Origin of the sequence: Gudongella ferriphila (assembly GCF_046224405.1) — a bacterium.
Classification (GTDB): Bacteria; Bacillota; Clostridia; order Tissierellales; family Tissierellaceae; genus Gudongella.
Genome location: NZ_JBJXRK010000008.1, coordinates 1 through 23419 on the forward strand (window position 1 = coordinate 1; position 23419 = coordinate 23419).

The window sequence follows — 23419 nt, forward strand, 5'->3', positions numbered from 1 at the left end:
AGTCTATTGTTGAATAACGTAATTATTATAGCGTAGCTCACAATATAAGTAAACTATTATTTTACTATTTGTAAACTTTTTCTTGTTTTTTTGCATGCCTTTTTTAAAGCACCATTGAAACCTTCTCTCCGCAATTGCTGCAGTGACCATTCTCTATTCCAACCACCTTGGTTTCAGGGAATCTCCTTACCAAAATATTTTTACAGCTAGGGCAGGTGGTATCGTTGTTTATTCCCCATACATTCCCTATATATACATAATTGAGATGCTTTTGGGCAACATTCCTAAGCCTTTCCAGGGTCTCAATCTCCGTTGGGGGATTATTCATCCTGTTATGTGGAAAATACCTGCTTAAATGAAGTGGGATATCCCTGTCAATCTCACCGATAAAGGATGCCAGGTTTTCCATCTCCTCGCTGGTGCTATTCTCTCCATCGATTATTAGCGTGGTTATTTCAACATGTGTCTCTCCAGATACAAGTTTAATTGTATCCAGTACAGGTTCAAGGCTACCCTTGCAAAGTGTGGCGTAATAGCTTCTGCTCATGGACTTCAAATCGATGTTCATGGCATCAATATGGGGCAGCAGCTCCTTCATTGGTTCTCTGTTAAGAAAGCCATTTGTCACCATGACATTCTTTTTCCCTATTTTGTGGACCTCCTTGGCAAGGTCCAAAACCATTTCATAGAAGATGGATGGTTCATTGTAGGTATAGGCGATCCCAATGGACCCGTTGATGGATGAAAGCTCCAGAAGCTGAGAATTGTCCATTTCTACATAAAGATTGGAGTCTTCAACAATCTGCCAGTTCTGGCAGAAATCACATCTGAAATTGCAGCCAAAGGTTCCAAAGGAAAATACGGTACTTCCTGGATAAAAGTGAAACAAGGGTTTCTTTTCAATTGGGTCAAATCCATAGGAGGTGACCTTCCCGTAGTTAAGGGAATAAAGCTTGCCACCTATGTTTTTTCTGGCCATGCACCTTCCTGTTTCTCCCTCTGGCAGCTTGCAGTAATGGGGACACAATACACAGTAGACATACCCGTCATGGTTTGAACAATACATAGCTTCCTTCATGATATCAGCTCCTAATGGTGGCGGACCACCCTAAACCTTTGAATTGAAAAATCCTCATCTGGACCAATTCCTGCCTTGTTAAGGGCAATTCGCAGCTGCTCCTGTACAGTATCGACTCCATCCAGGTTTGGCAGCAGCAAACCTCTTCTATGTCCTTTTTGTACTATTACCCCAAATATGGAAGGGTCTAAACCTGACTCATCCTCAACAGGCTCCGGCTTCATAAGCACATCCACCGAATATGTCAAATCGTCAAGTTCCTCTTCCTCTATTGATGGAAATCTGGGATCTTTTGTTCCAGCCTGGACACTGTAATAGATTATCTCCTTTCCCAGGTTATCCATGGTGGGTTCAGTTGCCCCTATGCAGCCCCTCAAAGACCCGTTTTTCTTGACGGAAACAAATACAGGGTATTTTTCCTTCAGTAGCTCCTCAGGCAGATCCTCCGGCAGTTTCAGGTATTTACCATTCCTTATGAAGTGCTCAAGGCTTTTTCTGGCAAGTCTCACAAGGGAATCCTCCCCTTTTCTTCGCTCTTCTAAGGAACTCCTTTCCCTACTGGAAATCTCCTCCAGGATTTTCTTCTCCGATTCCCCTGCTATGGAGAATATTGCAGTTCCATATCCCACTCCAAAGGGTCCTTCGTATGAAAGCACCCTTGTGGATATCTCATAGACCGACAGAATTCCTGCCAGTATCTGAAGGGATCTCAAGCCACATTCTCCCGCCTTCTCTGCAAGATTTTGGGGGAAGCCTCCAATTTCCACCAGGTCCCCTTCTCTGATCGCTTCCATGATTCTCTTGTCAAACTCAGGTCCTTCCTTTGCAAAGGCATAGGGCCCCTTGCTTTTGAGCTTATGGGACAGATCACCGCTAGCTATTACGCATACATCATCCTTTCCAGCCTTTATGGCACTTTCAATAGACCTTCCGAAGACATGAAGGTCCACAGGGGATAAAAGACCGTAGGTTATGGGGATAACCTTGAAATCTGTATGGTGCTTATCCACAAAGTGTAAAGGTACCAGCACTCCATGATCCAGTTTTCCATCTACTCCGTATCTCTTGTTCATTTCCCTTGTCATCTGGGCAATTGATATCCCCTCATTCAGGGAGCTCTTTACAATCCCGTATGTAAGGTCCAGATTGTTGCGGAAGGAGTAGCTTAACTCAGGGTGTCCAAAGGCTCCAAAATCTCCCTTAAGATTCTCTTCCATGGCTATTGAGTGGGCATCGGAAAACAATGGACCATGGGGAGTGATTACAATTATGGTTTCCGGTTTTCTTTTCTCTATGTCCCTTCCAATTTCCTCCATTGCAGCCAGGGTATCTCCGGCAAGCTTTTCCTGCCCCTGGCCAATCTCATGGATCAACACTGGAGGATGTGGAGTCAGGTATGCTGACAATATTCTTCCCATTGTTATTTCCACCTTTCTCAATGTAAAAAAAAGACAGACACTATGGTCTGTCCCCGTTTCGCTGTTATTATTCCTCGTCCTCTTCACCAACAACTGGCACGGACATTGCATCTTCAACTTCTTCCTCTTCTTCCTCTTCCTCCATTGTAGGCTCGTTAAGAGTACAGATGATTGCCTCCGGATCTGAAAGAACTTCAACATGTTCCTCATTCATGATATCAAGATCCTTCACATAAAGTGGAGTCTCAAAGTCCATTCCTGATACGTCTATGCCTACAGACTCAGGAATGTCTCCTGGCAGACACTCGATCTCAATTGTATCAAGCATTTGCATAAGTACTGATGGCTGAAGCTTTATGCTGTCTCTGTGTAGAAGATACACTGGTACTGTAATCTTTATCTTCTGCTTCATGTCAAGCTTCTGGAAGTCTATGTGAATAACCTCTCCCTTGACCGGATCCCTTTGAACCGTCTTAACGATAACAGGTAGGACCTCTCCGTCAACCTCCAGCTCCATAAGGGATGATGTTCCAACGATTCTAAAGACCTTGATAAAATCAATCTGATCAACCTGCACGTGCTTTGTATCTTCACCCTTGCTGTACACGATACCTGGAACCAGTTTCTCTCTTCTCATTTTTTTTGCACTACCTGACCCTGTCTCTTCTCTCAGAGCGGCCAGCAATTTTTTATCACTCATACTATAATACCTCCTGGTTTTCTTATTTGATATAAGTCATATCTACCCTAATGAAAGGGCTGATAATCATATTTCTACCCTAGTAGCGAATGCCTTTGGCCGTTAGGCTCTTGGCAATTAAATAGTTTGTAAGGTTTATTTCAACCTTGTTGTCTGGTATCCTCATGCCCTTCATAAGGTAAACCTTGACCCCGTTGTCCTCATACATGTCAAACCGTTTTCCGTCACCTTGATTTCCTATCCTGACCGATAGTTGATTTGTCTGACATCAGCCGGATGCAACGGATACCACGGCAACTGTTACCTCAGCATCTCCCTCAGACTTGTTCCTGATGAAGTCCCTTGCCTTGTCCGTTACTGTCACTTTCATCTATATCACCTCATTTTCCTTGTGGCCTTTTTTCTTAGTCACCCGATTTTCCTTTGCATAATAGCTGGCTATCATGGCTGTTATTGGTATGGTCAAGATCAAACCGATGCTTCCCGAAAGAGACCTTACAATTTCGGTAGCTATCACATCCAGATTAAAGACCTTGCTAAGGTCTGTCTCATAGGCCATGAAAAGAAGCAGCATTGGTATTGACGTACCAGTGTATGCAAGAATAAGGGTGTTGACCATTGTACCCATTACATCCTTTCCCACGTTCATTCCAGACCGGAACAACCTTCTTGAGGAAAGTTTGGGGTTGGCCTTGTGTATTTCATCTATTGCAGAGGCTATTGAGATTCCAACATCCATAGCGGCACCAAGGGCACCCATGATGATCCCTGCAAATAGAAGATGTCTGAAGTTAAACTGTATTCCCTGTGGAATGTACATGAGCATGGTGGCTTCCTCCGCAGACAGCCCCGAAAGACTGGCCTGATTTCCTACAATGTAGGATATCACACCTGCCACTATTACGCCAATTGAGGTCCCTGCAATTGCAGAAGCGGATTTGTGATTGATTCCTGCCACCAGGAATATGGTCACCACTGTAACCAGTACTGCGGTGATTACACTTACAAATATGGGATTGAAGCCCCTGAGAATAAGTGGGAGCATAACAAATAAAACAGCTGATATTGTCACTCCCAGCGAAACAAGGGATTTGATCCCCTTGGATCTTCCCACCAGAACAACAAGGAGTATGAACGCCCCCAAAAGGTATATGATGCTGTCCATCCTGTAGTAGTCGGATATATATACGTTATAACCTCCGTCAGGGTATTCCTCGATCATAAGTGAAACCTTCTGACCCTCCTCCACTATTATATCATAATAGGCATGGTCAGACAGCACGTTTTCAATTTCATGGACCTCTCCCCTGAATTTCCCTGATTCGATTCTTACGGTGATGCTCTGGGTACTGAAATAGTCCTCCGGCCTTTGAACAATTTCAGATGCCTGGAGCACGAGTCCCTTTTCAGTGTAGTTTATAAATTCTGTCTCGGGTTCAAATCTATCCATATCCATATCCATATCCATGTCAGCCGCCATGGTTGTTTTACCTGATGTCAAAGCCATTACAAGAAGTAACAGCAAAATCACTCTTTTCATAATTTCTCCCTTCAAAGCAAAGGAAGGCTTTCGCCCTTCCTAAAAAATTTCACTAATATCTACTGAGTTCGTTGGCCTTTCTAACTTCCCTATATCCTATAAACACAATTCCCAGTAGCAGCAAGCCTCTTACAACTGACTTCATTAACAGCATGATATATGATGAATTCTCAATTAGCTCCGGTTCAACCGTAAAGCCCAGGGGGACAAGCATCATTGCAAGCAGGGGCATTCCCCTGACCCCTCTTTTCCATGAGCATATTATTATAACAATGGCTACTATTATCAGGTATGCAATCAATGGAATTGTTCTAAGCAAAAGAAAGGTTCTGTCCGGCTCCAGCTGAAAATGACCATTTTGCGGAAACACTCCTATTACAACCCTGAATACCAGGAGCCCGTAGAGTAGCTTGTCCAATGGGACCTTTCTTCTCAGTCCGAAGCATTCCTTGTTCAGATCAATCAGCATCGAAAAGAACAGCGTCATCACAACAAGGTGCCCGATCCTTCCCCAACCCAGCAGCATGAGGTTTTCTTCAAGTCCGGTTGTAATAAGGGCGTATATTCTAGGAATTAAGTAAATGCTTTCTCCGATGGCAAGGGTTATTGCCAGTGACCCAAAGGCCATATGGACCCTGTTGCCATTGTGGTTTCTGTATATGTATATTCCCATGTAGATTAGGATGACCATGTAAACAAGGAATCCCAACGGCTCTACTATCTTCTGCAAGAAAATCCCCCCTTGGCTTGTGTTCCTATGTTAAGTTTAATATTAATCACTCGCAATGTAAATACTTTCACCCATATTTAGTGGGCCAGGACAGTTTATTTTTGTTGAAAAGACGTTAAATTTATGCTAATATATGTTTACATGGGCGGTTAGTTCAGCTGGTAGAACGCTACGTTGACATCGTAGAGGTCGTTGGTTCGAGTCCAATATCGCCCACCAATTCTAATTCTCAATTCACGATTCACAATTCACAATTGAAAAGAAGCTGTCACCCCGACCGAAGTGGAGGGGTCTTTTTTATGTCTAAAATGCATGAGATGTCTCGACAAGCTCGACATGACAGAAAGGAAGCAAGATTCTTCGCCATGCTCAGAATGAGACATCCTACAAGGAAAGTCCTAATAATTGAGCGAACATATGGAAAGATTAGGTTGGGTTATCACACGAAGCAAAAAAATTGCTCTGACTTGCGTGATTTCCAACTATTCTACTGGCGTCTTAATAGTCAAAGAACGAAAAAGAACTTTAGGACTCAACTTCAGGCTTAATCGATAGCAAGTCAATTTTTGAAGCAAGTGTGTTAAACCACTAATCTTGAATCAGTGAGCGGTTTTATTATGACTTTCCGGTTCTCAAAATGACGTTCCAAAAACAAGATTCTTCGCCATGTTCAGAATGACACATAACACAGGGAAAGTCTTAATAATCGAGCGAAAACATTAGAAAAGATCCCATCACAAGTGGGATCTTTCCATATTAGGGGGTGCTACCGTTTTACTTTTTTACGAGAATCTCTCTTGAGTCGTCAAAGAAATGCTTCACTCCATCCTTTGTTACATAGAAGGATGCGTCAACTTCAAATCCAACATCATCGAGCCAAATACCAGGAATCAAGTGCAGAGCCATGTTTTCCTGAACGACAGTCTTGTCTCCAGGTCTAACGCTGATTGTCTGCTCACCCCAGTCAGGTGGATAGTTGACTCCTATTGAGTAACCGATTCTTGACTCCTTCACTAGACCAGTCTTTTCAATTGTCCTTCTCCAGGTTTCCTCTATCTCTTCCACCAGCACTCCTGGTTTTATCATATCAAGAGCTGCATCAAGGCCCTCAAGAACGGTCTTTCCTGTATCAACCATAAGCTTTGGTGGTTCCTCTCCCAGATAGAGGGTTCTTGCTATTGGCACGTGGTAGTGTCTATACACTCCACAAAGCTCCAGAAGTACAGCTTCGTCATTCTCATACTTCTTCTCGCTCCAGGTAAGGTGCGGGGTCTTTGTAGCCTCTCCAGCCATCATTAGAGGTACTATTGCAGGATAATCCCCACTGAACTCTCCAACGCCCTTGTACTGAGCCTTGGCGACCTCTGCTGCCACGTCGCACTCCCTTACTCCAGGTGCAATATGCTTCTGGGCAGTCTTCATGACATTGGATGCAATCTGTCCGGCTATCTTCATAAATTCGATCTCATTGTCGGATTTGATTACGCGAACCCAGTTTACCAAGGTGTTTGCATCCTTGAAGGTTGCGTTTGGAAGGGATTTCTCAAGCTCAACAAATGCTCTGTGAGTGAAGTAGAACTGGTCCATCTCAACTCCGATAACCTTCTTTTCCCATCCGTGCTTTTTGATTATGTCAGCCATGTAATGCATTGGGTGCTTTATCAATGAATGAACATAGTCGTCTGCATATTGGTAAATATTCTCGTCAGCCAGCATGCTGGTTATCCTGGCACCGTTTGCATCCATTCCACGGCCAATCCACACTGGCTCTTCTTTATCAAGGGAAACCAATAGGCACTGATGCACATAGAAGCTCCATCCATCATAGCCTGTCAGATAGTTCATATTGGCTGGCTGAGAAACGAACAGAAGCTCTATTCCCCACTCCTCCATTTTTTTCTTGGTTTTTGCAATGCGTTCCTGGTACTCTTCTTTTTTGAATACATGCATAAAATTATTTCCCTCCTCGTAATTTGTAAATTGCAACCTACATAAAACCTCTGCCTGACTCCCGTACAACCGCTGAAAACACATACTTTATCATGGTTACAAAGTCAAACACAGGCAGTCCAGTGGCCCTTTGAACGGCCTCCGCATATGGGGGTAGGACACTGCATTCCAGAAGAATGGCTCCAATATCCGGATTTTCCCTTTGAAGCCCAAGAGCCTTGTCCACCACTTCCCTTTCAACCTCGACCGTGTCAACATAACCCTCCTCAAGCAGGAAGGCGCTGGAGAAGTTGGGCTCATTCTCAAGACCGGCAATGACCAGATTGCTTACATCTTCAATGCCACACATTCTGATCACATCCGCTGTCAAGGAACTGCCGTTGGCAGTAATTATTCCAATCTTCCTTCCACTTGGGATTATTTCTCCAATAAATGGAATCTGCAACAGACTGGATAAGAATACTGGTATATCAAGCCTTTCCCTCAAATCTTTTTGGTAAAGAGCCATAAAACCGCAGTCGCTAGTTATGGCTCTTACTCCTTCTTTCTTAAGCAGCTCTGCCGCTTCAATTACCTTTTCAAGACTGGACCTGTCATGGTCCATCATCTTCTGGACAGTAAGCCCCTCTACCCTTTGAAACCTAACAGGAAAGTCGTAGGTTGTTGCATTGGCAACATCTCCTGGGACATAGGGGGCCTCGCTATCAAGAAGAATAATCCCTATGGCCTCTCCGTAGCTTACCTGTCCTTTTTTTCGGTGATACTTCATCCGATACACCTCCCATATTTATACCCTCTCTTAGATAAGAGCGGCATTTGGCAAGAACAGCGCAATCTGTGGGAATGCAACCAAGAGTGCAGTTACTAGCAACAGAATAAATATAAAGGGTGGTGTATGACTTATTATTTCCATGTATGGCCGCCTGAATATTAGTTGTGCTGTAAATATGTCACATCCAAATGGTGGTGTAGCTGAACCGATTGCAGCCTGTAGTACGACAAGTACTCCAAGAAGAACTGGGTCTACGCCAGTCTGTAGTACATATGGTGCAAATATTGGACTAAGTACGTATATTGCAACTATTGGGTCTACAAACATACATGCTATGAAGTAAGCAACCACTACAATGAATATTACATATAACTGTGATGGATTTTCACCAAACAGCGGTGGCAGGTATGTCTGTGGAATACGTAGGAAGCTAAGCAGGAAAGAAAATGCATTACCCGCTCCAACAAGAACAAATACTACACCTGTAACTACTCCCGTTTGCAGGAAGTGGTCAATCATGTCACTGAACTTGATAGTCTTGTAGATAAGCCCTTCCAGGATCAATGCATAGGCAACTGAAGCCGCCGCTGCCTCTGTAGGACTGAAGATTCCTCCGTAGATTCCACCTATTATTATTACAGGGAATCCCATAACAAGTATGCCGCTTTTTACTGAGTCAATCTTTTCTCTCCAAGTGGCCTTGGCAGGACTTACAATATTGTTTCTTTTTGAATAGATGTATGCGTACAAGGAAAACAGTAAAAAGATTAGAATTCCAGGTCCAACCCCTGCAAGAAACAGCTTTCCTACAGACGTTCCTGTAACAACTCCATATACTATAAATCCAATACTGGGTGGTATAAGAAATGCTATGTCACTTGCATTGATTATCAGCGCAAGGGTGAAGGGGCTTGAATATCCCGCTTCAAGAAGCATTGGTCTCATGGTTCCACCGATAGCGGCCACTGTCGCTTGGGTTGATCCTGATACAGCTCCAAACATTGTACAGGCAGCATTTGTAGTTATTGCAAGTCCTCCCGGGATATGTCCCAGAAAGGCCTTGGTCATTCCTATAAGTCTCTTTGCAGCCTGGCCTGATGTTATTATGTTTGCGGCCAGAATAAACATTGGAACTGCAACCAGTGAAGGTGGAATGATTCCTGTGACCACCTGCTGGATTATTACATTCATGCTAAAATTCGGCATATATACTGTCAGGTATAGAATCAGCGATCCCAAAAGAACAACCATAAAGGGAAAGCCAAAGAGTAATTGGATAATCATTGATGATACTAATAGTAACATATGGCAACCTCCCCCCTAAGTGTCAAACTCGTCTTCGGAATCATCTGAAACATCCTTTCCAGTTTCCTCCTTACCATCAAACAGCTCCTTTGACAGCTGTTCTCCTGCGTTCCCGTATTCCTCCGCTATATGAGCCAGCTCCTCTGCTTCGTACTCTCCCTGCTGCTCAGGTGAAAGCCAAACATCATACTCGGATATATTCTTGATTATGGTACGAAGGTACTGTACTCCAGCCAGGAAGAACCCCACAGGAATAATGATCAGAGTATACCAGTATTTCATCCTTAGGGCTGGAGTAACGTGTCCCATTACCCTGGCCTGGTCCATATATGAATATGAGTAGCTGGCGAGCAGGAACATCACAACGGCACTTACACCGCATATTATGAATATCATTGCCTTTTGTACCTTGTATGGAACAGCATCGAAAAATGCTCCCATACGAATGTGCCTTGCCTTCCGAACAGCATAACTTACTCCTGTAAAGGTTATGAGTATTGTGAATACCTCAGTTAGTTCCTCTGCAAAGTAGATGCTCCTGTAAAAGGTTCTGGCTATGACATTGACTATAACCAGACTGGCCATTGCAAAGACAGATATCGATAATATAAATACCTCAAAGTTCTCCACTAGTCTTTCAAACTTTTCATAGACCAATAAGAGACCGGATGATCCTTTGTCTTTCATGTCAACACCCCTTTCTAAAACCTCTGCAACCACCTGGGTGGTTGCAGAAATTTAAAATCCTCTTGTGATTAATCAATGCCTAGTTCAGCTTTTGCATTCTCTATATCATTAAGAAGTGTATCTAGTATCTCTTGACCTTGTGGTCCTCCAATATTAGCAAAATTCTCATGAACTTTTCTTCCAGCTTTCTTGAACTCCTCAAGCTCAGCACCTTTTACCTCATGGTATGTGATACCAGGTCTCTCAGCAAGCATTTCCTCTAGCTCTGCTTCATGACGAGAATCTATCCACTCAGCTGCAGGAATTATAGCGTCTGCCCAGTAATTCAACATTTCCTCTTGTATTTCTGCAGGAAGTGAGTCAAAATGCTGCATGTTTATAACTGGAATTCCAAGGAAAGGCTCAGCATAAATCTGTGTGAAATAATTCTGAACCTCGTAGAAGTTCATACTCTTTATTGCGAAAATAGGGTTGATTTGTCCGTCTATAAGATTTGTCTGTAATCCACCATAAATCTCGCCGTATGCCATTGGTGTTGGGTCTGCTCCATATGAAAGGTAGTTTTGTGTCAGCAGTGCGGATCCCATGATCCTAACCTTGAATCCATTCATGTCTGATACGGTTTCAATTGGTTTGTTTGATGTGATTGTCTGCCATCCTTCATAAAGTACTCCCAATGGAACCAGCCCGTTTCTTCTAAAGGCCTCCTCCAAAACATTCATGAATTCACCGTTCTTTACTACCCACTCAAGGGTCTCAGGCATTCTCTCCTCTGGCCAGATATAGTGAAGAGCCAGTACCTGAGCCTCTGGTACAAATGAACTTATCCAAGCGTAATCAGAGAATACGTACTCAACTACTCCAAGCTGTGCCAACTCGTTTATATCTCTTGTGCCCCCAAGAGTACCGTAAGGATACACATCAAGATCATACTTTCCATCAGTAACCTCTCTCATATGATCTCCATAATTTTCTGCCCAAACGGTCATGAAGTCTCCTTCAATCTCCTCCGATGCAAGTCTTGGCATAAGTGGTGTAGTGATAAGATCCCCCAAGGTCGCTTCCTTCGGCTCCCCGCTGTCTGCAGGCTCCTCAGCTGGTGTTGGCTCCTCTGCCGGTGCCTCTCCGCCACCACATCCTGTAAGTAATAGCATCCCCATTAACATCAGACCTAACAACATCATCAGTAACTTCTTGTTACTTTTTTTCATCCTACTTTCCTCCTTTGAATTTTGGACTACAACATACTTTATCTTTTTTATGTTTTAGGCATATTGCGACTATTTGTAATGTTCTGTTAATTCTTGCTGCGATCTTCCATGTATTTTAGGCTCCCCCTAACAAACATCTCAACACCTAGATGCAATACGGATTCATCAATATTGAATCTTGGGTTGTGGTGGGGGAAATGAGTTCCTATTTCCTCATTTCCCGTACCCAGGAAGAGAAAAACACCAGGTATCCTGGCAGTGAACTCAGAAAAATCCTCGCTTGCCATGGACCAATATGGAATTACGTTGTCTTCTCCAACAACTTCAATTGCGGTTCTTTTCATATATTCAGTCATGGTCTCGTCATTGATCAGTGGGATATTCTCCCTGACCCATGAAATTTCACACTCACATCCGTGAGTTTTTGCTACATCGTTTGCAAGTCGCTCCAAACGATATATGGGAGGGTCTCCCGCATCGTCATAAAGGGTCCTGATTGATCCCTCAAGAATAACCTCATCAGGTATTATATTTGCCTTGGTTCCACCATTTATTTGACCAAAGGTCAAGGTGATTGGTCGCATAGCGCTTATCTCTCTTGTAAGTATCCTCTGGGAGGACAATACAATATCTGAGGCTGCTATTATTGGGTCAATTGCCGTTTCAGGATAGCCTGAATGGCCTCCATAGCCCTTGACCTTTATTTTGAAAATATACAGGCCAGACATTACTCCTCCGGCAGATATCCCAACAACTCCTGATGGCAATGGAGTCCATATGTGAACTCCCACCGCTGCATCCACCTTAGGGTTGTCAAGAACCCCTTCCTCTATCATGGGTAAAGCTCCTGCGTTTTCTTCATTAGGTTGAAAAACCAATTTTATTTTTCCCTTTATCAGCTCTTTGTTCTCTGATAAAATCTTTGCTGCTCCCAAAAGCATTGCCATATGGGCATCGTGCCCGCATGCATGCATGACTCCTGGATTGGTTGAAGCGTAGGCAACCGTGTTTTCCTCCTGTATTGGCAATGCATCCATATCTGCCCTCAGCATCAATACCGGGCCTTCTTCATGTCCCTCAATCATTGCAACCACACCGGTCCCTGCAACCCTTTCGGTTTTCAGACCTAGGTTCTGAAGGTACTCCTCAACCTTCCTGCTTGTTCGGTGTTCCTCAAATCCAAGCTCCGGATGGGCATGAAAATCTCTTCTAAGCTCAACCAGCTCATTTTGCAGTTCTTCGCTTTGTTCCTTGATCCAATCCATTTCCTAAAAGTCAGCTCCCTTAATGTGACTTTACTTAGTATCCGATGTCTCAGGAATTGTTCCTTCCCAGCCCAGGAAATATGACAGTTTTTCTGTCGCTTCCTTCAAGCCTTCCTTGATTTCGTCTATTTTGCTGTATGTCTGTCGGATACTTGCGCCGCTTACACTGACCGCAGCCACGATTTCATTCTTGAAATTCCTCACTGGCATGGCTATGCAGGTAAGTCCTGGTGCGAACTCTTCATCATCAATGCTGAATCCCTGCTTCCGGATCTTCCTTAGCTCCTCCATCAGTGAATCAATGTCTGTGAAGGTGAAGCTGGTATATTTTGTATAAGGTCCTTCCCCAAGGATCTCAATTACTTCTTCCCTTGTCATATCTGACATCAAGGCCTTTCCCATTGCAGTGGCGTGGAGTGACTCCCTTGCACCTATCTGCAGGTTGGCAATAAGACTCGACTTGGCGTTTACCTTTGAAATGGTCACGACGCTGTCCTCAACACGCACTCCTAAATTTACTGTTTCCTGATACTGGTTACATAGCTTCTGCAAAATACCGATGTCAAAATTATAAAGATTACGCTGTTGAGGTATCACATTTCCAATTTCAAACAATCGCCATCCCAAACGATATTTCTTGGTTTCGTGATCCTGCTCCAAGTAGTTTCTTGCCGCCAAAGTATCCAATATCCGGTGTATTGTGCTTTTTCCAATATCCAATTTCGTGCTGAGTTCGCTTACACCCATTCCTTCATGGTAGCCTTCCTCTGCCAATATCTCCATTACCTCCAAAGCCTTATCTATGGTCAATACGGGATATTTTGGAGTATGCTGGGATTTATTTGTAGCCATCTTATTCACCCTTTCCAAAATTCTTAGTACATTTTCTATTGATATAGGTCCATTGTACCAAAGAACCAGGGCTGGAGAAAGGCTCTCTTAACCAGAAAGCCTTCTTCCTTCATTTTCTATACCCAGCCTCGAGCTTTCATTGATTTTTCAATTTTTCTAAGTGCATTGATCCAAGCTGCATTACGCATTGATGTTTTTTCACTTGCTGCAGTTTCAACTGTACTCTTGTAAGCCTTGGTTATCTGCTCTTTAAGCTTCTCATTTACCTTGTCAAGCTCCCAGTAGTCATCAGTCAGACCCTGTGTTCTTTCAAAGGAACAAACTATTGCACTTCCGCAGTTTGTAAGAACATCAGGAACCACCAGGGTGCCCTTCTTCTGGAGCATCTTTTCAGCCACTGGTGTCACAGGTCCGTTTGCACATTCCATTATAACCTTGGCTTTTATTTTGTCTGCATTATCCTCATGTATTACACTTTGAACCGCTGCAGGCATAAGTATGTCCACATCAAGTTCAAGAACGCTGTTCACATCAACTTCCTTCTCACATGGGAAGCCTTCTATCTTCTTGTTTTCTGCAACGTATTCCTCAAGCTTTGGAATATCCAGCCCATTGGGGTCGTATACTCCACCTGTAAGGTCAGCTATTCCGACAACCTTGTAGCCTTCATCATGCAAAAGTCTTGCAGCAATTCTTCCAACGTTTCCAAATCCCTGCATTGCTATTGTTGCACCCTTGGGAATATTATTGTCCTTCATAACCTCCATGGTCACAAAGTATGCACCTGTTCCTGTAGCTTCCATGCTTCCAAGGGTTCCACTAGTTTCTGCAGGCTTGTCGTTGATTGCTGCTGGGCTGTGGAAGCCATTGATCTCTTCGTACTCATCAAGCATCCAGGCCATGGTCTTGGCACTGGTTCCGATGTCGGCACCAGGTACGTCAACCCATGCTCCCTTAACGGGCAGCTTTCTTATATAAGCTCTTGATAGTCTCTCAAGCTCCCCTTCTGAAAGCTTACGGGGGTCAACCTTTACTCCGCCCTTACCGCCGCCTGCAGGTATCCCTGCAACCGCGTGCTTGACTGTCATCCAGAATCCCAATGCCTTAACGATATCAAGGTCTAGGTCAGGTACAAATCTCAAACCATTCTTCACCTGGCCCAGAGCGTCATTGTAATGAACCCTGTATGCATCAAATATTTCATAGTCTCCATTGTCCATTCTCATTGGAATGGTGAACTGGAATATTCTCTTTGGTTTTGATAGATACTTCACTACATTGGGATCAAGCTTTGCAAGCTCACTTGCTTCCCTTAAGGTAGTTAAAGCCGTTTCAAAAGGATTATTACTCATTTTTAACACCTGCCCTTATGGTTTTGGAATTGCCAAGTCTTCTTTATAATCATTGAATACCAGTTCAGTATCACTTTCATCGCACCATTCCTTAGCGATCTTAGCCATACGCACCTTGACTGGAATCAGTCTATCCAATGGCTCATCATCATGCCAAGCATTATAGATATCCATTTCATTCTTTCCAGGCTCAAACTTGAAGTAGACTGGAGCACATATTCTCGCTATCTCATCTGCATCAACATGTCTTTGAACATTACCCATTGAATCAACAAGACTCATGTATACATCCATTGGAATGCTTGTTGCACTTCTTATTGCGGAAAACATTGGAAGGGTAAGGTCAGCAAGTGGGTTAAAGCTATCTGCTCCCATATCTTCCAGCATCTTACCTGCTATTGCATTTCCATGGCCGGCAAATACAGAAACCTTGAACTTGGTCTCAGCAGGTATTAGGCCTGCAGCTCTCATTTTAACAACCGTATAAAGTACACTTTCATCAGTGATCAGGAATCCTCTGATTCCTGCGTTTAGGCAACGATCAAATTCCTTTAGCCACAGACGCATGTTGTCCTGGCCTCTTAATCTCATTCCTGAAACATATCCCTCAGGAGTCTTGTATTGATTTCCTCCGTCCCATGCTCTTGAAGCCATTGGGTTTACCAGAGCCTCAATTTTTGCATCAGCTGATATCTGAGCATACTCTTTCAACTCGGCCTTGTCTATGAGGGCCGAACCGCCCACCAAACCGATTACTCTGTGTACTACAGCCTTTTGCTTGTCAATCTCCTTAACAAGGTTGGCAAAGTTGTTGGCACTTTCGATACCTGTGATTTCCATTCTATAATGAGCACCACCTTCGAAGGTCTTGTCTGAAGTAGGCAGGTCATATTTATCCCTTATAGGAAATTTCATTTCATTTTGCATATAATCCATCATCTGTTTAAAAGCCATCTTTTTACCTCCAATTAGTAAGTAATTTTCTTGTAATGTTCTCCCTATTATCTATCCTGCTTGCTTGTTATTTGTATTCCTTGAACAATTCTTCAAATTCCTCCATCGGATCGGTTACATGGTAAACGTATTCATCTGATGGGAACACGCCTTCCTTAACGTCCTTGATGTATTCCTTGTATGCATTGGTCTCAACTTCTGCAACGTTTGCATACTTCTTGACGAATTTTGGTGTGAAGGCTTGGAATTTACCAACCATGTCACTGCTGATAAGAAGCTGTCCGTCACAGTCTCCTGCTCCGATTGAATATACTGGAATCTCCAATAGGTCTGCGATGAACTTTGTCACCTCAGGTGGTACTGCCTCTACAAGAAGCATCATTGCTCCAGCTTCCTGAACTGCCAGTGCGTCCTCAATAACTCCCCTTGCACTTTCAACTGTTCTTCCCTGTGCCTTGAATCCACCTAGCTGGCCTGAGCTTTGAGGAGTAAGTCCGATATGACCAAATACTGCTATACCTGCATCAGTGATTGCACGGATTCTGCTTTGAATTCTGACTCCACCCTCTAATTTGATTGCATCAACATCAGCTTCCTTTAGGAATCTTACTGCATTGTCAACAGCCTGCTCGTCTGAGCTTTGATAAGAACCGAATGGCATGTCTCCAATAACAAATGTATTGGGAGCCCCTCTTCTCACAGCCTGGCAGTGTGATATGCAATCTTCCATTGTTACAGGTACTGTTCCGCTGTAGCCAAGAGTTACCATACCCAGTGAATCTCCAACCAGAAGCATGTCCATTCCAGCTGCTTCAGCAAACATGGCTGTCGGATAATCATACGCTGTGATCCAAGCCACCTTCTCTCCGGCTTTCTTCATCTTGTACAGGTCCAACACACTTTTCTTCTTTGGCATCCTAAATCTCCTCCTCTTCTTTTATAACCATTTACTTCCAACGTTCTTTTCAATATGATTCCATCTATTGGAATGGTGGTCCACTTATATGTGGTCTTCTTTCTATCATGCTCCAGCTCTGCCTTGCAGCAATTGATCCATGAAGCAACCACAATCTTTGACCACTAGCTTTGAAAGCTTTTCTGATTTATTAGAACGTTGTTCTACTTTTGATACTATAGTAACTTTTTTTATGTGTCAAGAATATTTTTCAGAAATTTATGAATAGACAGGCTTCTGATTATGCAGCTTTTATCAGTATTGGGTTTATTGCTTGTATCCGAGGAATATCAATGAGTATATGAATTTTTTTTCATAAAATTACAACTATAAGTCCTCCTCTGCAAGTCTAGGTTGTATTTTTGTAAAACACAAGTTTTTCTGGAACAGTATTCTATTTGTTGCATAAAACATAAAAAACCGAGGGAAATTAACCCCTCGGTCTCCTATTGAACAAGCTGATTCAATTTTGTCTTAGAATATAAAAACTAAGCTGACTTTTCCTCCAAATATTCCATGGCTGTCTTAACAAGGAGCTCCACTCCAATTGGAAGAACATCCTCATCGATATTGAATTTGGGGTGATGATGGGGGTAATCCGTTCCCTTCTTCTGATTTGCTGTTCCCAGGAAAATAAATGTGCTGGGAACCCTTTTGGAAAACTCCGCAAAGTCCTCCCCAAGCATGACGCTGATATCCGAGGTGATAAGGTTCTCTCTGCCAACTATCCCTTCTGCAATCTCCTCTGCAAGACTTGTCATCTCCTCATTGTTATAAAGCAGATCATTCCCACACTTAAACTCCAATCTAAAGGTGGTGCGGTGAACCCTGGATATTCCATCTACAACTTCCCTTATCCTATCCTGAACCTGGAGTGTGTCTTTGTGAAGACACCTTAGGGAGCCTTCAATTTCCATCTTTTCAGGAATTATTATCGGGTAGGTCCCGGCACTTACCTTTCCAAATGAAATTATTGTAGGCTTTAGAGGGTCAGTTTCATTTAACACCATTTCCTGCAAGGCCTTAATCATGTCAATTCCAGAGAGGATTGGACTTATTGTGGTGTGAGGAGCACCCCCATGTCCTCCCCTTCCATGTACAATAATCTTGAAATAGTAGCTTGATGCCATCAACGGACCCTTGGCAATACCTATCTTCCCTGACTGGATAGGCGACCACAGATGCATGCCAACTGCAGCATCCACCGTTGGATTCTCTAGAATGCCTTCCCCAATCATTATTTCAGCACCGGCATCCTCCTCATTTGGTTGAAAGATGAACTTTACGTTTCCACGCAATTCATCCTTAATGCCTGAAAGTACCTTGGCTGCAACCAACATCATGGCAAGGTGTCCATCATGGCCACAAGCATGCATAACACCTTCGTTTCTGGAAGAGAATCCCAACCCTGTCGCTTCACTTAGAGGAAGAGCATCCATATCCGTCCTCAGTGCTATGGTTCTTCCCGGACCTTTTCCCCGGAGCAATCCCACAACACCTGTCTTTGCAACATTTCTCCGAACCTCTAGCCCAAGTCCCTCAAGATAATCGGCAACTACTTTTCCGGTCCTGAACTCCTGGAAACCAAGCTCGGGATTCTCGTGAAAATCCCGTCTCAATCCTATTAGCTCTTCCCTTAACCTCTCTATTTCATTTCTGATTTCCATCCTCTAAATCACTCCCTGACCAATATTAAGAATTCTCTATGACTTAAATCTACCCTTAAAATCAAAAACATACCCATGTTTGCAATTTGAATTCCAATTGATTGTTCCATTGTTATGACAGGAAAGAAGCTGGGGTTATTCCCCCAGCCTTGCCTTCTCAAGCTCCTCCAGATTGAACTTTTTCATCTGCAGAAATGCTTTAGTATACCTATCCCTCTCCTGGGGACTTCCATTTAGCATCACCTGGGACATATTATCAGGTACAATCTGCCATGAAAGCCCATACCTGTCCTTCAGCCACCCACATACCTCAGCTTCGGGATCAGCAGATAGCTTGTCCCAGTAATAGTCTATTTCCTCTTGATCCTTGCATAATACCTCAAATGAGAATGCCTCGTTGAATGTGAAGTCTGCACCCATGGCATTGTCCATGGCAGACATTTCAAGTCCATTCAATTTGAATGAAGAGAAGTTAACAACCGCCCTCTCATCAGGTGCTTCCCCTTCAGAGTATTTGCTAATAAGCTCAATGGCTGAATCCCTGAAGATATCAACGTAGAATTCCACCGCCTCTTCAGCCTTCCCACATACTTCATCCGAGAACATCATCACCGGGGTGATCTTCTGAGCTTCTTTACTTTCCTTGTCATAAAGCAGCTGCCAGTTCAATCCATACCTGTCCTCTACCCATGCGTACAGTTCACTGAATGGATACTCTCCCAAGGGCATCCGCTCTTCTCCTCCTTCTGACAGCGCTTCCCAAACCTCTCCTAGCCTCTCCTTGCTGCCAAATCTTACAAGCAAATTGATTGACGGATTAAAGCTGAAATAAGGTCCTGCGCTTATTGCCTCAAATTTAAGTCCTGCCAGCCTGAAGCTGATGGCTTCAGTGTCCCCTGATGGAGTATCATTTATGACTACACTTCCCTCTATGCCCGAGTCTTCGAAAAGTCCTGTATAAAACTCCGCTGCCTCCTTTGCCTCCTTGTCAAACCATAGATGTGGTACTATCTTTTGCATCATCACCACTCCTTAAAACTCTTTGACAACTTCCTGCACTTTGTTTTTACCCGTAATTGATATGTCTTATCAATTACTTTTAATTAAGGTATGAGGTCGATATTCCTCTCTTTTAAATCTTTAAATTGTGAACTAAAAAAGCAGAGGCGATCGCCTCTGCTTTTAAGCTTCCTTGTTTATGATATCCTTTACCTTCATTATTCTGGTAATGGTACTTCGTTCATTCTCATCCAGCTTCATACGTATAAATCTGATTGTTTCTTCAAGCTCAGGAATCGTCCGATACTCTAGTGCATTTACTCTACGTCTAGTCTTTTCAATCTCATCGGCCATCAGCTGACATGCCTTCTCAACCTCTGCCAGTTCAAGCAGTTCAGGCATGATGGTATACAGCTTTGAAATTGCATCATCCAGCTCCCCGGATGTCTGTGAAAATCCGTAGGGGTATATGCTTCCCTCATCTCCCTCAAGTTTTCTGATGAAATTCATCACAGGAACGTGAACACTCATTACGTTCTTCTTCTTGATGTCGACGCTGATGGTCTCCTTTGGAAAGGCTACTGCCTCCTGGAGAATTTCAGGGGACATCACAGCACTTGCAAGTAGAAATTCATTAAATGCATCCTTCAGATCCTGTTCAACCTGGGTACGAAGCTTCTTGTTCTGTTTTATAAGCTCAATAAACCTTCTCATAAGCTCATCCTGCTTATCCTTTAAAAGCTTGTGACCTCTTGTGGCTGTCTTAAGACGTGCCTTCAGTCGGGTGAGCTCCATACGAGTAGGGTTAACATTCAAAACAGCCATCTACTCATCCCCTTCGTCTTCCAATGGAAGGTATTTGTCAAGATACTCCTGACGAATTCTCTTAAGCTCCCCTCTTGGAATAATCTTCAGCAGTTCCCACCCAAGATCAAGGGTGTCTTCTATGCTTCTGTTGTTTTCATATCCTTGATTTACATACTGGTTGTCAAAGGCCTCGGCAAACTTTGCAAAGGCTTTGTCTGCATCTGAAAGTGCCGACTCACCTAGTATGGTTGCAAGCTCCCTTGCCTCGATACCAGAGGTGTATGCAGCATATATCTGGTTCATTGTATCCGCATGGTCCTCTCTGGTCTTGTTATCCCCTATACCTTTGTCCTTAAGACGGGAAAGTGAAGGTACAACGTTTATCGGAGGCTCGATACCCTTTTTGTAAAGTGCACGGGATAGTATGATCTGTCCCTCGGTGATATACCCTGTAAGGTCTGGTATTGGGTGGGTTATATCGTCCTCAGGCATTGTAAGGATTGGAATCTGGGTTATTGAACCCTTTCTTCCCCTGATCCTACCCGCTCTCTCATATATTGTGGAAAGGTCGGTGTAAAGATATCCCGGATATCCTCTACGTCCTGGTACTTCCTTTCTGGCAGCTGATGTCTCACGAAGAGCCTCAGCATAGTTAGTCATGTCAGTAAGGATAACAAGCACGTGCATATCCTTCTCATATGCAAGGTATTCTGCACAGGTAAGTGCCATCCTTGGTGTTGCGATCCTCTCGATAGCAGGGTCATTTGCAAGGTTTACAAATAGAACCGCCCTATCGATCGCACCTGTCTTTGTAAAGTCTTCAATAAAGAACTGTGCTTCCTCAAATGTTATACCCATGGCAGCAAACACAACTGCAAAGTTCTCTCCTGTACCAAGAACCTGTGCCTGTCTTGCAATCTGCGCTGCAACCTCTCCATGAGGTAGTCCTGAACCGGAGAAGATCGGAAGCTTCTGCCCCCTTACAAGTGTATTCAGTCCATCTATACATGAAATCCCCGTCTGGATGAACTCCTCTGGGTAATCCCTTGATACTGGGTTTATTGGAACCCCGTTTATATCAACCTTTTTCTCCGGGATAATCTTAGGTCCGTCATCCTTTGGTCTTCCAAGACCATCGAATATACGCCCAATCATATCCTCGCTTACTCCAAGCTCAAGAGGCTTTCCTAGAAACTTCACCCTGGTTTTTCCAAGGTTGAACCCGGAGGATCCTTCGAAAAGCTGAACCATGGCCTTGTCGCCGTTTACCTCAAGAACTCTACCACGCCTTTTTTCGCCTGTGCCTAGCTCAATGTCCACAAGCTCCTCGTACTTGACACCCTCAACTCCATCAACTACCATCAAGGGTCCAACTACTTCTCTAACAGTGTTATACTCTTTACGCATCCAGGATACCTCCTTCCTCTATGAGTTTATTTATTGCCTGGGTAAGCTCAACGCCTATTTCATCTATCTTATCTAGCTCTTCCTCTTCAATGTACTTGCTTCTGGCTATGTTTTCCCTTATTGGCATATGCTCTATGTCCTTAAGGTATACTCCCTTTTCCAAAGCCTTCATTCCAAGGTCATAGAACTGTAGTATAAGCTTTAGCATCTTGTTTTGCTTCTCCAACGAACAGAAGGTGTCGATGTCATGGAAGGCATTCTGCTGAAGGTAGTCCTCTCTAAGTGACTTGGTCGCTTCAAGCTTTAGCTGATCCTCCTCAGATAGTGAATCTCTACCAACAAGTCTAACTATCTCCTGAAGGGATGATTCTTCCTGAAGAAGGTTCATTGCCTTTGCCCTGTTCCTTGCAAATTCAGGGTCTATGTTACCTGCCATCCACTGGTCCATCTTGGTCTGATATAGTGTGTAGGAGTTTAGCCAGTTGATTGCCGGGAAGTGTCTCTTGTATGAAAGTGCATGGTCAAGACCCCAGAACACCTTAACTATCCTTAGTGTTGCCTGCGATACAGGCTCGGAAATATCTCCTCCAGGAGGTGAAACGGCTCCGATGACTGTGATGGCTCCTTCTCTTTTGTCTCCTCCATTACATATTACCTTTCCTGCTCTCTCATAGAAGGCTGCAGCTCTTGATGCAAGGTATGCAGGGTATCCCTCATCACCAGGCATCTCCTCCAGACGTCCGGACATCTCTCTAAGAGCCTCTGCCCATCTTGATGTTGAGTCTGCCATTATGGCAACTGAATATCCCATGTCCCTGAAGTACTCAGCAATTGTAATTCCTGTATATATTGACGCCTCTCTGGCGGCAACAGGCATGTTTGAGGTGTTGGCAATAAGAACCGTCCTCTTCATCAGTGACTCCCCTGTTTTAGGGTCGATGATTTCGGGGAACTCCATCAGTACGTCGGTCATCTCGTTTCCACGCTCACCACAGCCTACATAGACCACTATCTCAGTGTCAGCCCATTTTGCCAACTGGTGCTGAACAACAGTCTTACCTGAACCGAATGGCCCTGGAATAGCTGCAGTTCCACCCTTGGCAACAGGGAAGAAGGTATCGATTACCCTTTGCCCAGTTAGAAGAGGTACATCCGGGTTAAGTTTCTTTGTAAAAGGTCTTCCCTTTCTTACTGGCCACTTCTGCATCATCTGAAGCTTTTTCTCTCCATCGAGGACACAGATGTCTTCCACAACTGTAAATGAGCCCTCCCTTATTTCAGTGACCTCTCCCGATACTCCAGGAGGGACCATTACCTTGTGCAAAATCAGAGTTGTCTCCTGTACTGTACCAATTATATCTCCGGATTCAACCTTATCCCCAACCTTTACAGCTGGTGTGAAGTCCCACTTCTTTTCCCTGTTAAGGTTGTCTACCTTTGTACCCCTGGTCATGAAGTCACCGGATTTTTCCCTGAACTCATTTAGAGGTCTCTGGATTCCATCAAACATGGCTTCCATCATTCCAGGGCCAAGCTCAACCGACAGTGGCTCTCCAGTGGTATAAACCGGGTCCCCGGGACCAATTCCCGTGGTCTCTTCGTATACCTGTATTGAGGCTCTGTCGCCTCTCATCTCTATTATCTCACCGACAAGCTTGTAGTCGGATACTTGTACAACGTCGTATACATTCGCTTCATCCATCCCCTCGGCAACTACCAAGGGTCCAGATACTTTTACTATTTTCCCTACTTTCAAGATAAGCCCTCGCT

At 43.8% G+C, this 23419-nt stretch carries 21 protein-coding genes and 1 tRNA gene; 1 reads left to right on the plus strand and 21 read right to left on the minus strand.

Annotated elements, in window-relative coordinates:
- Window positions 1-103: 103 nt before the first annotated feature.
- The 6 genes from amrS to ACKVDP_RS06565 all read right to left on the minus strand — a co-directional run bounded on the left by amrS (window position 104) and on the right by ACKVDP_RS06565 (window position 5466).
- Window positions 104-1078, minus strand: coding sequence for an AmmeMemoRadiSam system radical SAM enzyme (gene amrS / locus ACKVDP_RS06540; protein ID WP_409228012.1), 975 nt, complete (start codon window positions 1076-1078; stop codon window positions 104-106).
- A gap of 11 nt (window positions 1079-1089) precedes the next feature.
- Window positions 1090-2496 carry an AmmeMemoRadiSam system protein A gene (gene amrA, locus ACKVDP_RS06545; RefSeq protein ID WP_409228013.1) on the minus strand — a complete coding sequence of 469 codons (1407 nt, stop codon included), beginning with the start codon at window positions 2494-2496 and terminating at the stop codon, window positions 1090-1092.
- Window positions 2497-2563: 67 nt separating this feature from the next.
- Window positions 2564-3196, minus strand: coding sequence for a 50S ribosomal protein L25 (locus ACKVDP_RS06550; RefSeq protein WP_409228014.1), 633 nt, complete (start codon window positions 3194-3196; stop codon window positions 2564-2566).
- Between the two features lie 79 nt (window positions 3197-3275).
- The gene (locus ACKVDP_RS06555) at window positions 3276-3404 is read right to left on the minus strand and encodes a hypothetical protein (protein WP_409228015.1); all 129 of its coding nucleotides are present in this window, start codon (window positions 3402-3404) and stop codon (window positions 3276-3278) included.
- Window positions 3405-3566: 162 nt separating this feature from the next.
- Entirely contained in the window at window positions 3567-4736 is a 1170-nt protein-coding gene (locus tag ACKVDP_RS06560; protein ID WP_409228016.1) for a YibE/F family protein, read from the minus strand.
- 52 nt (window positions 4737-4788) lie between these two features.
- On the minus strand, window positions 4789-5466 hold the full coding sequence (locus tag ACKVDP_RS06565; protein ID WP_409228017.1) for a hypothetical protein: 678 nt from the start codon (window positions 5464-5466) through the stop codon (window positions 4789-4791).
- Window positions 5467-5609: 143 nt separating this feature from the next.
- On the opposite strand from ACKVDP_RS06565, the gene ACKVDP_RS06570 reads away from it, so the two are divergent.
- Window positions 5610-5685, plus strand: a tRNA-Val gene (locus tag ACKVDP_RS06570).
- A 555-nt stretch (window positions 5686-6240) separates the two neighbouring features.
- On the opposite strand, the gene ACKVDP_RS06575 is transcribed toward ACKVDP_RS06570, so the two are convergent.
- The 15 genes from ACKVDP_RS06575 to ACKVDP_RS06645 all read right to left on the minus strand — a co-directional run bounded on the left by ACKVDP_RS06575 (window position 6241) and on the right by ACKVDP_RS06645 (window position 23405).
- Window positions 6241-7416: a M24 family metallopeptidase gene (locus tag ACKVDP_RS06575; RefSeq protein ID WP_409228018.1), complete on the minus strand. Its 1176-nt coding sequence runs from the start codon at window positions 7414-7416 to the stop codon at window positions 6241-6243.
- 37 nt (window positions 7417-7453) lie between these two features.
- Window positions 7454-8185 (minus strand): aspartate/glutamate racemase family protein, encoded by a 732-nt coding sequence (locus ACKVDP_RS06580; RefSeq protein WP_409228019.1) that lies wholly within the window; start codon window positions 8183-8185, stop codon window positions 7454-7456.
- Window positions 8186-8215: 30 nt separating this feature from the next.
- Window positions 8216-9493, minus strand: a complete 1278-nt coding sequence (locus ACKVDP_RS06585; RefSeq protein ID WP_409228020.1) for a TRAP transporter large permease — start codon at window positions 9491-9493, stop codon at window positions 8216-8218.
- A gap of 15 nt (window positions 9494-9508) precedes the next feature.
- Entirely contained in the window at window positions 9509-10180 is a 672-nt protein-coding gene (locus tag ACKVDP_RS06590; RefSeq protein WP_409228021.1) for a TRAP transporter small permease, read from the minus strand.
- Window positions 10181-10248: 68 nt separating this feature from the next.
- The gene (gene dctP / locus ACKVDP_RS06595; RefSeq protein WP_409228022.1) at window positions 10249-11391 is read right to left on the minus strand and encodes a TRAP transporter substrate-binding protein DctP; all 1143 of its coding nucleotides are present in this window, start codon (window positions 11389-11391) and stop codon (window positions 10249-10251) included.
- Between the two features lie 86 nt (window positions 11392-11477).
- Entirely contained in the window at window positions 11478-12656 is a 1179-nt protein-coding gene (locus tag ACKVDP_RS06600) for a M20 metallopeptidase family protein (RefSeq protein ID WP_409228023.1), read from the minus strand.
- A 30-nt stretch (window positions 12657-12686) separates the two neighbouring features.
- The gene (locus ACKVDP_RS06605; RefSeq protein WP_409228024.1) at window positions 12687-13508 is read right to left on the minus strand and encodes an IclR family transcriptional regulator; all 822 of its coding nucleotides are present in this window, start codon (window positions 13506-13508) and stop codon (window positions 12687-12689) included.
- A 116-nt stretch (window positions 13509-13624) separates the two neighbouring features.
- Window positions 13625-14860, minus strand: a complete 1236-nt coding sequence (locus tag ACKVDP_RS06610) for a Glu/Leu/Phe/Val family dehydrogenase (RefSeq protein ID WP_409228025.1) — start codon at window positions 14858-14860, stop codon at window positions 13625-13627.
- Between the two features lie 15 nt (window positions 14861-14875).
- Window positions 14876-15814, minus strand: coding sequence for a hypothetical protein (locus tag ACKVDP_RS06615; protein WP_409228026.1), 939 nt, complete (start codon window positions 15812-15814; stop codon window positions 14876-14878).
- A 67-nt stretch (window positions 15815-15881) separates the two neighbouring features.
- On the minus strand, window positions 15882-16730 hold the full coding sequence (panB, locus tag ACKVDP_RS06620) for a 3-methyl-2-oxobutanoate hydroxymethyltransferase (RefSeq protein ID WP_409228027.1): 849 nt from the start codon (window positions 16728-16730) through the stop codon (window positions 15882-15884).
- Window positions 16731-17257: 527 nt separating this feature from the next.
- Window positions 17258-18436, minus strand: a complete 1179-nt coding sequence (locus tag ACKVDP_RS06625; protein ID WP_409228028.1) for a M20 metallopeptidase family protein — start codon at window positions 18434-18436, stop codon at window positions 17258-17260.
- 135 nt (window positions 18437-18571) lie between these two features.
- Complete coding sequence (locus ACKVDP_RS06630; RefSeq protein WP_409228029.1) at window positions 18572-19456, minus strand: VOC family protein; 885 nt, start codon at window positions 19454-19456, stop codon at window positions 18572-18574.
- 162 nt (window positions 19457-19618) lie between these two features.
- The gene (locus ACKVDP_RS06635; protein ID WP_409228030.1) at window positions 19619-20260 is read right to left on the minus strand and encodes a V-type ATP synthase subunit D; all 642 of its coding nucleotides are present in this window, start codon (window positions 20258-20260) and stop codon (window positions 19619-19621) included.
- Window positions 20261-21649 (minus strand): V-type ATP synthase subunit B, encoded by a 1389-nt coding sequence (locus ACKVDP_RS06640; RefSeq protein ID WP_409228031.1) that lies wholly within the window; start codon window positions 21647-21649, stop codon window positions 20261-20263.
- Window positions 21642-23405, minus strand: a complete 1764-nt coding sequence (locus ACKVDP_RS06645) for a V-type ATP synthase subunit A (protein ID WP_409228032.1) — start codon at window positions 23403-23405, stop codon at window positions 21642-21644. Before ACKVDP_RS06645 ends, ACKVDP_RS06640 begins: the two co-directional genes overlap by 8 nt.
- Between the last annotated feature and the right edge of the window lie 14 nt (window positions 23406-23419).

Bases quoted from the DNA above. Each gene is read 5' to 3' on its own strand.
- amrS (WP_409228012.1), bottom strand. From the start codon at position 1,078: ATGAAGGAAGCTATGTATTGTTCAAACCATGACGGGTATGTCTACTGT.
- amrA (WP_409228013.1), bottom strand. From the start codon at position 2,496: ATGGGAAGAATATTGTCAGCATACCTGACTCCACATCCTCCAGTGTTG.
- ACKVDP_RS06550 (WP_409228014.1), bottom strand. From the start codon at position 3,196: ATGAGTGATAAAAAATTGCTGGCCGCTCTGAGAGAAGAGACAGGGTCA.
- ACKVDP_RS06555 (WP_409228015.1), bottom strand. From the start codon at position 3,404: ATGTATGAGGACAACGGGGTCAAGGTTTACCTTATGAAGGGCATGAGG.
- ACKVDP_RS06560 (WP_409228016.1), bottom strand. From the start codon at position 4,736: ATGAAAAGAGTGATTTTGCTGTTACTTCTTGTAATGGCTTTGACATCA.
- ACKVDP_RS06575 (WP_409228018.1), bottom strand. From the start codon at position 7,416: ATGCATGTATTCAAAAAAGAAGAGTACCAGGAACGCATTGCAAAAACC.
- ACKVDP_RS06580 (WP_409228019.1), bottom strand. From the start codon at position 8,185: ATGAAGTATCACCGAAAAAAAGGACAGGTAAGCTACGGAGAGGCCATA.
- ACKVDP_RS06585 (WP_409228020.1), bottom strand. From the start codon at position 9,493: ATGTTACTATTAGTATCATCAATGATTATCCAATTACTCTTTGGCTTT.
- ACKVDP_RS06590 (WP_409228021.1), bottom strand. From the start codon at position 10,180: ATGAAAGACAAAGGATCATCCGGTCTCTTATTGGTCTATGAAAAGTTT.
- dctP (WP_409228022.1), bottom strand. From the start codon at position 11,391: ATGAAAAAAAGTAACAAGAAGTTACTGATGATGTTGTTAGGTCTGATG.
- ACKVDP_RS06600 (WP_409228023.1), bottom strand. From the start codon at position 12,656: ATGGATTGGATCAAGGAACAAAGCGAAGAACTGCAAAATGAGCTGGTT.
- ACKVDP_RS06605 (WP_409228024.1), bottom strand. From the start codon at position 13,508: ATGGCTACAAATAAATCCCAGCATACTCCAAAATATCCCGTATTGACC.
- ACKVDP_RS06610 (WP_409228025.1), bottom strand. From the start codon at position 14,860: ATGAGTAATAATCCTTTTGAAACGGCTTTAACTACCTTAAGGGAAGCA.
- ACKVDP_RS06615 (WP_409228026.1), bottom strand. From the start codon at position 15,814: ATGGCTTTTAAACAGATGATGGATTATATGCAAAATGAAATGAAATTT.
- panB (WP_409228027.1), bottom strand. From the start codon at position 16,730: ATGCCAAAGAAGAAAAGTGTGTTGGACCTGTACAAGATGAAGAAAGCC.
- ACKVDP_RS06625 (WP_409228028.1), bottom strand. From the start codon at position 18,436: ATGGAAATCAGAAATGAAATAGAGAGGTTAAGGGAAGAGCTAATAGGA.
- ACKVDP_RS06630 (WP_409228029.1), bottom strand. From the start codon at position 19,456: ATGCAAAAGATAGTACCACATCTATGGTTTGACAAGGAGGCAAAGGAG.
- ACKVDP_RS06635 (WP_409228030.1), bottom strand. From the start codon at position 20,260: ATGGCTGTTTTGAATGTTAACCCTACTCGTATGGAGCTCACCCGACTG.
- ACKVDP_RS06640 (WP_409228031.1), bottom strand. From the start codon at position 21,649: ATGCGTAAAGAGTATAACACTGTTAGAGAAGTAGTTGGACCCTTGATG.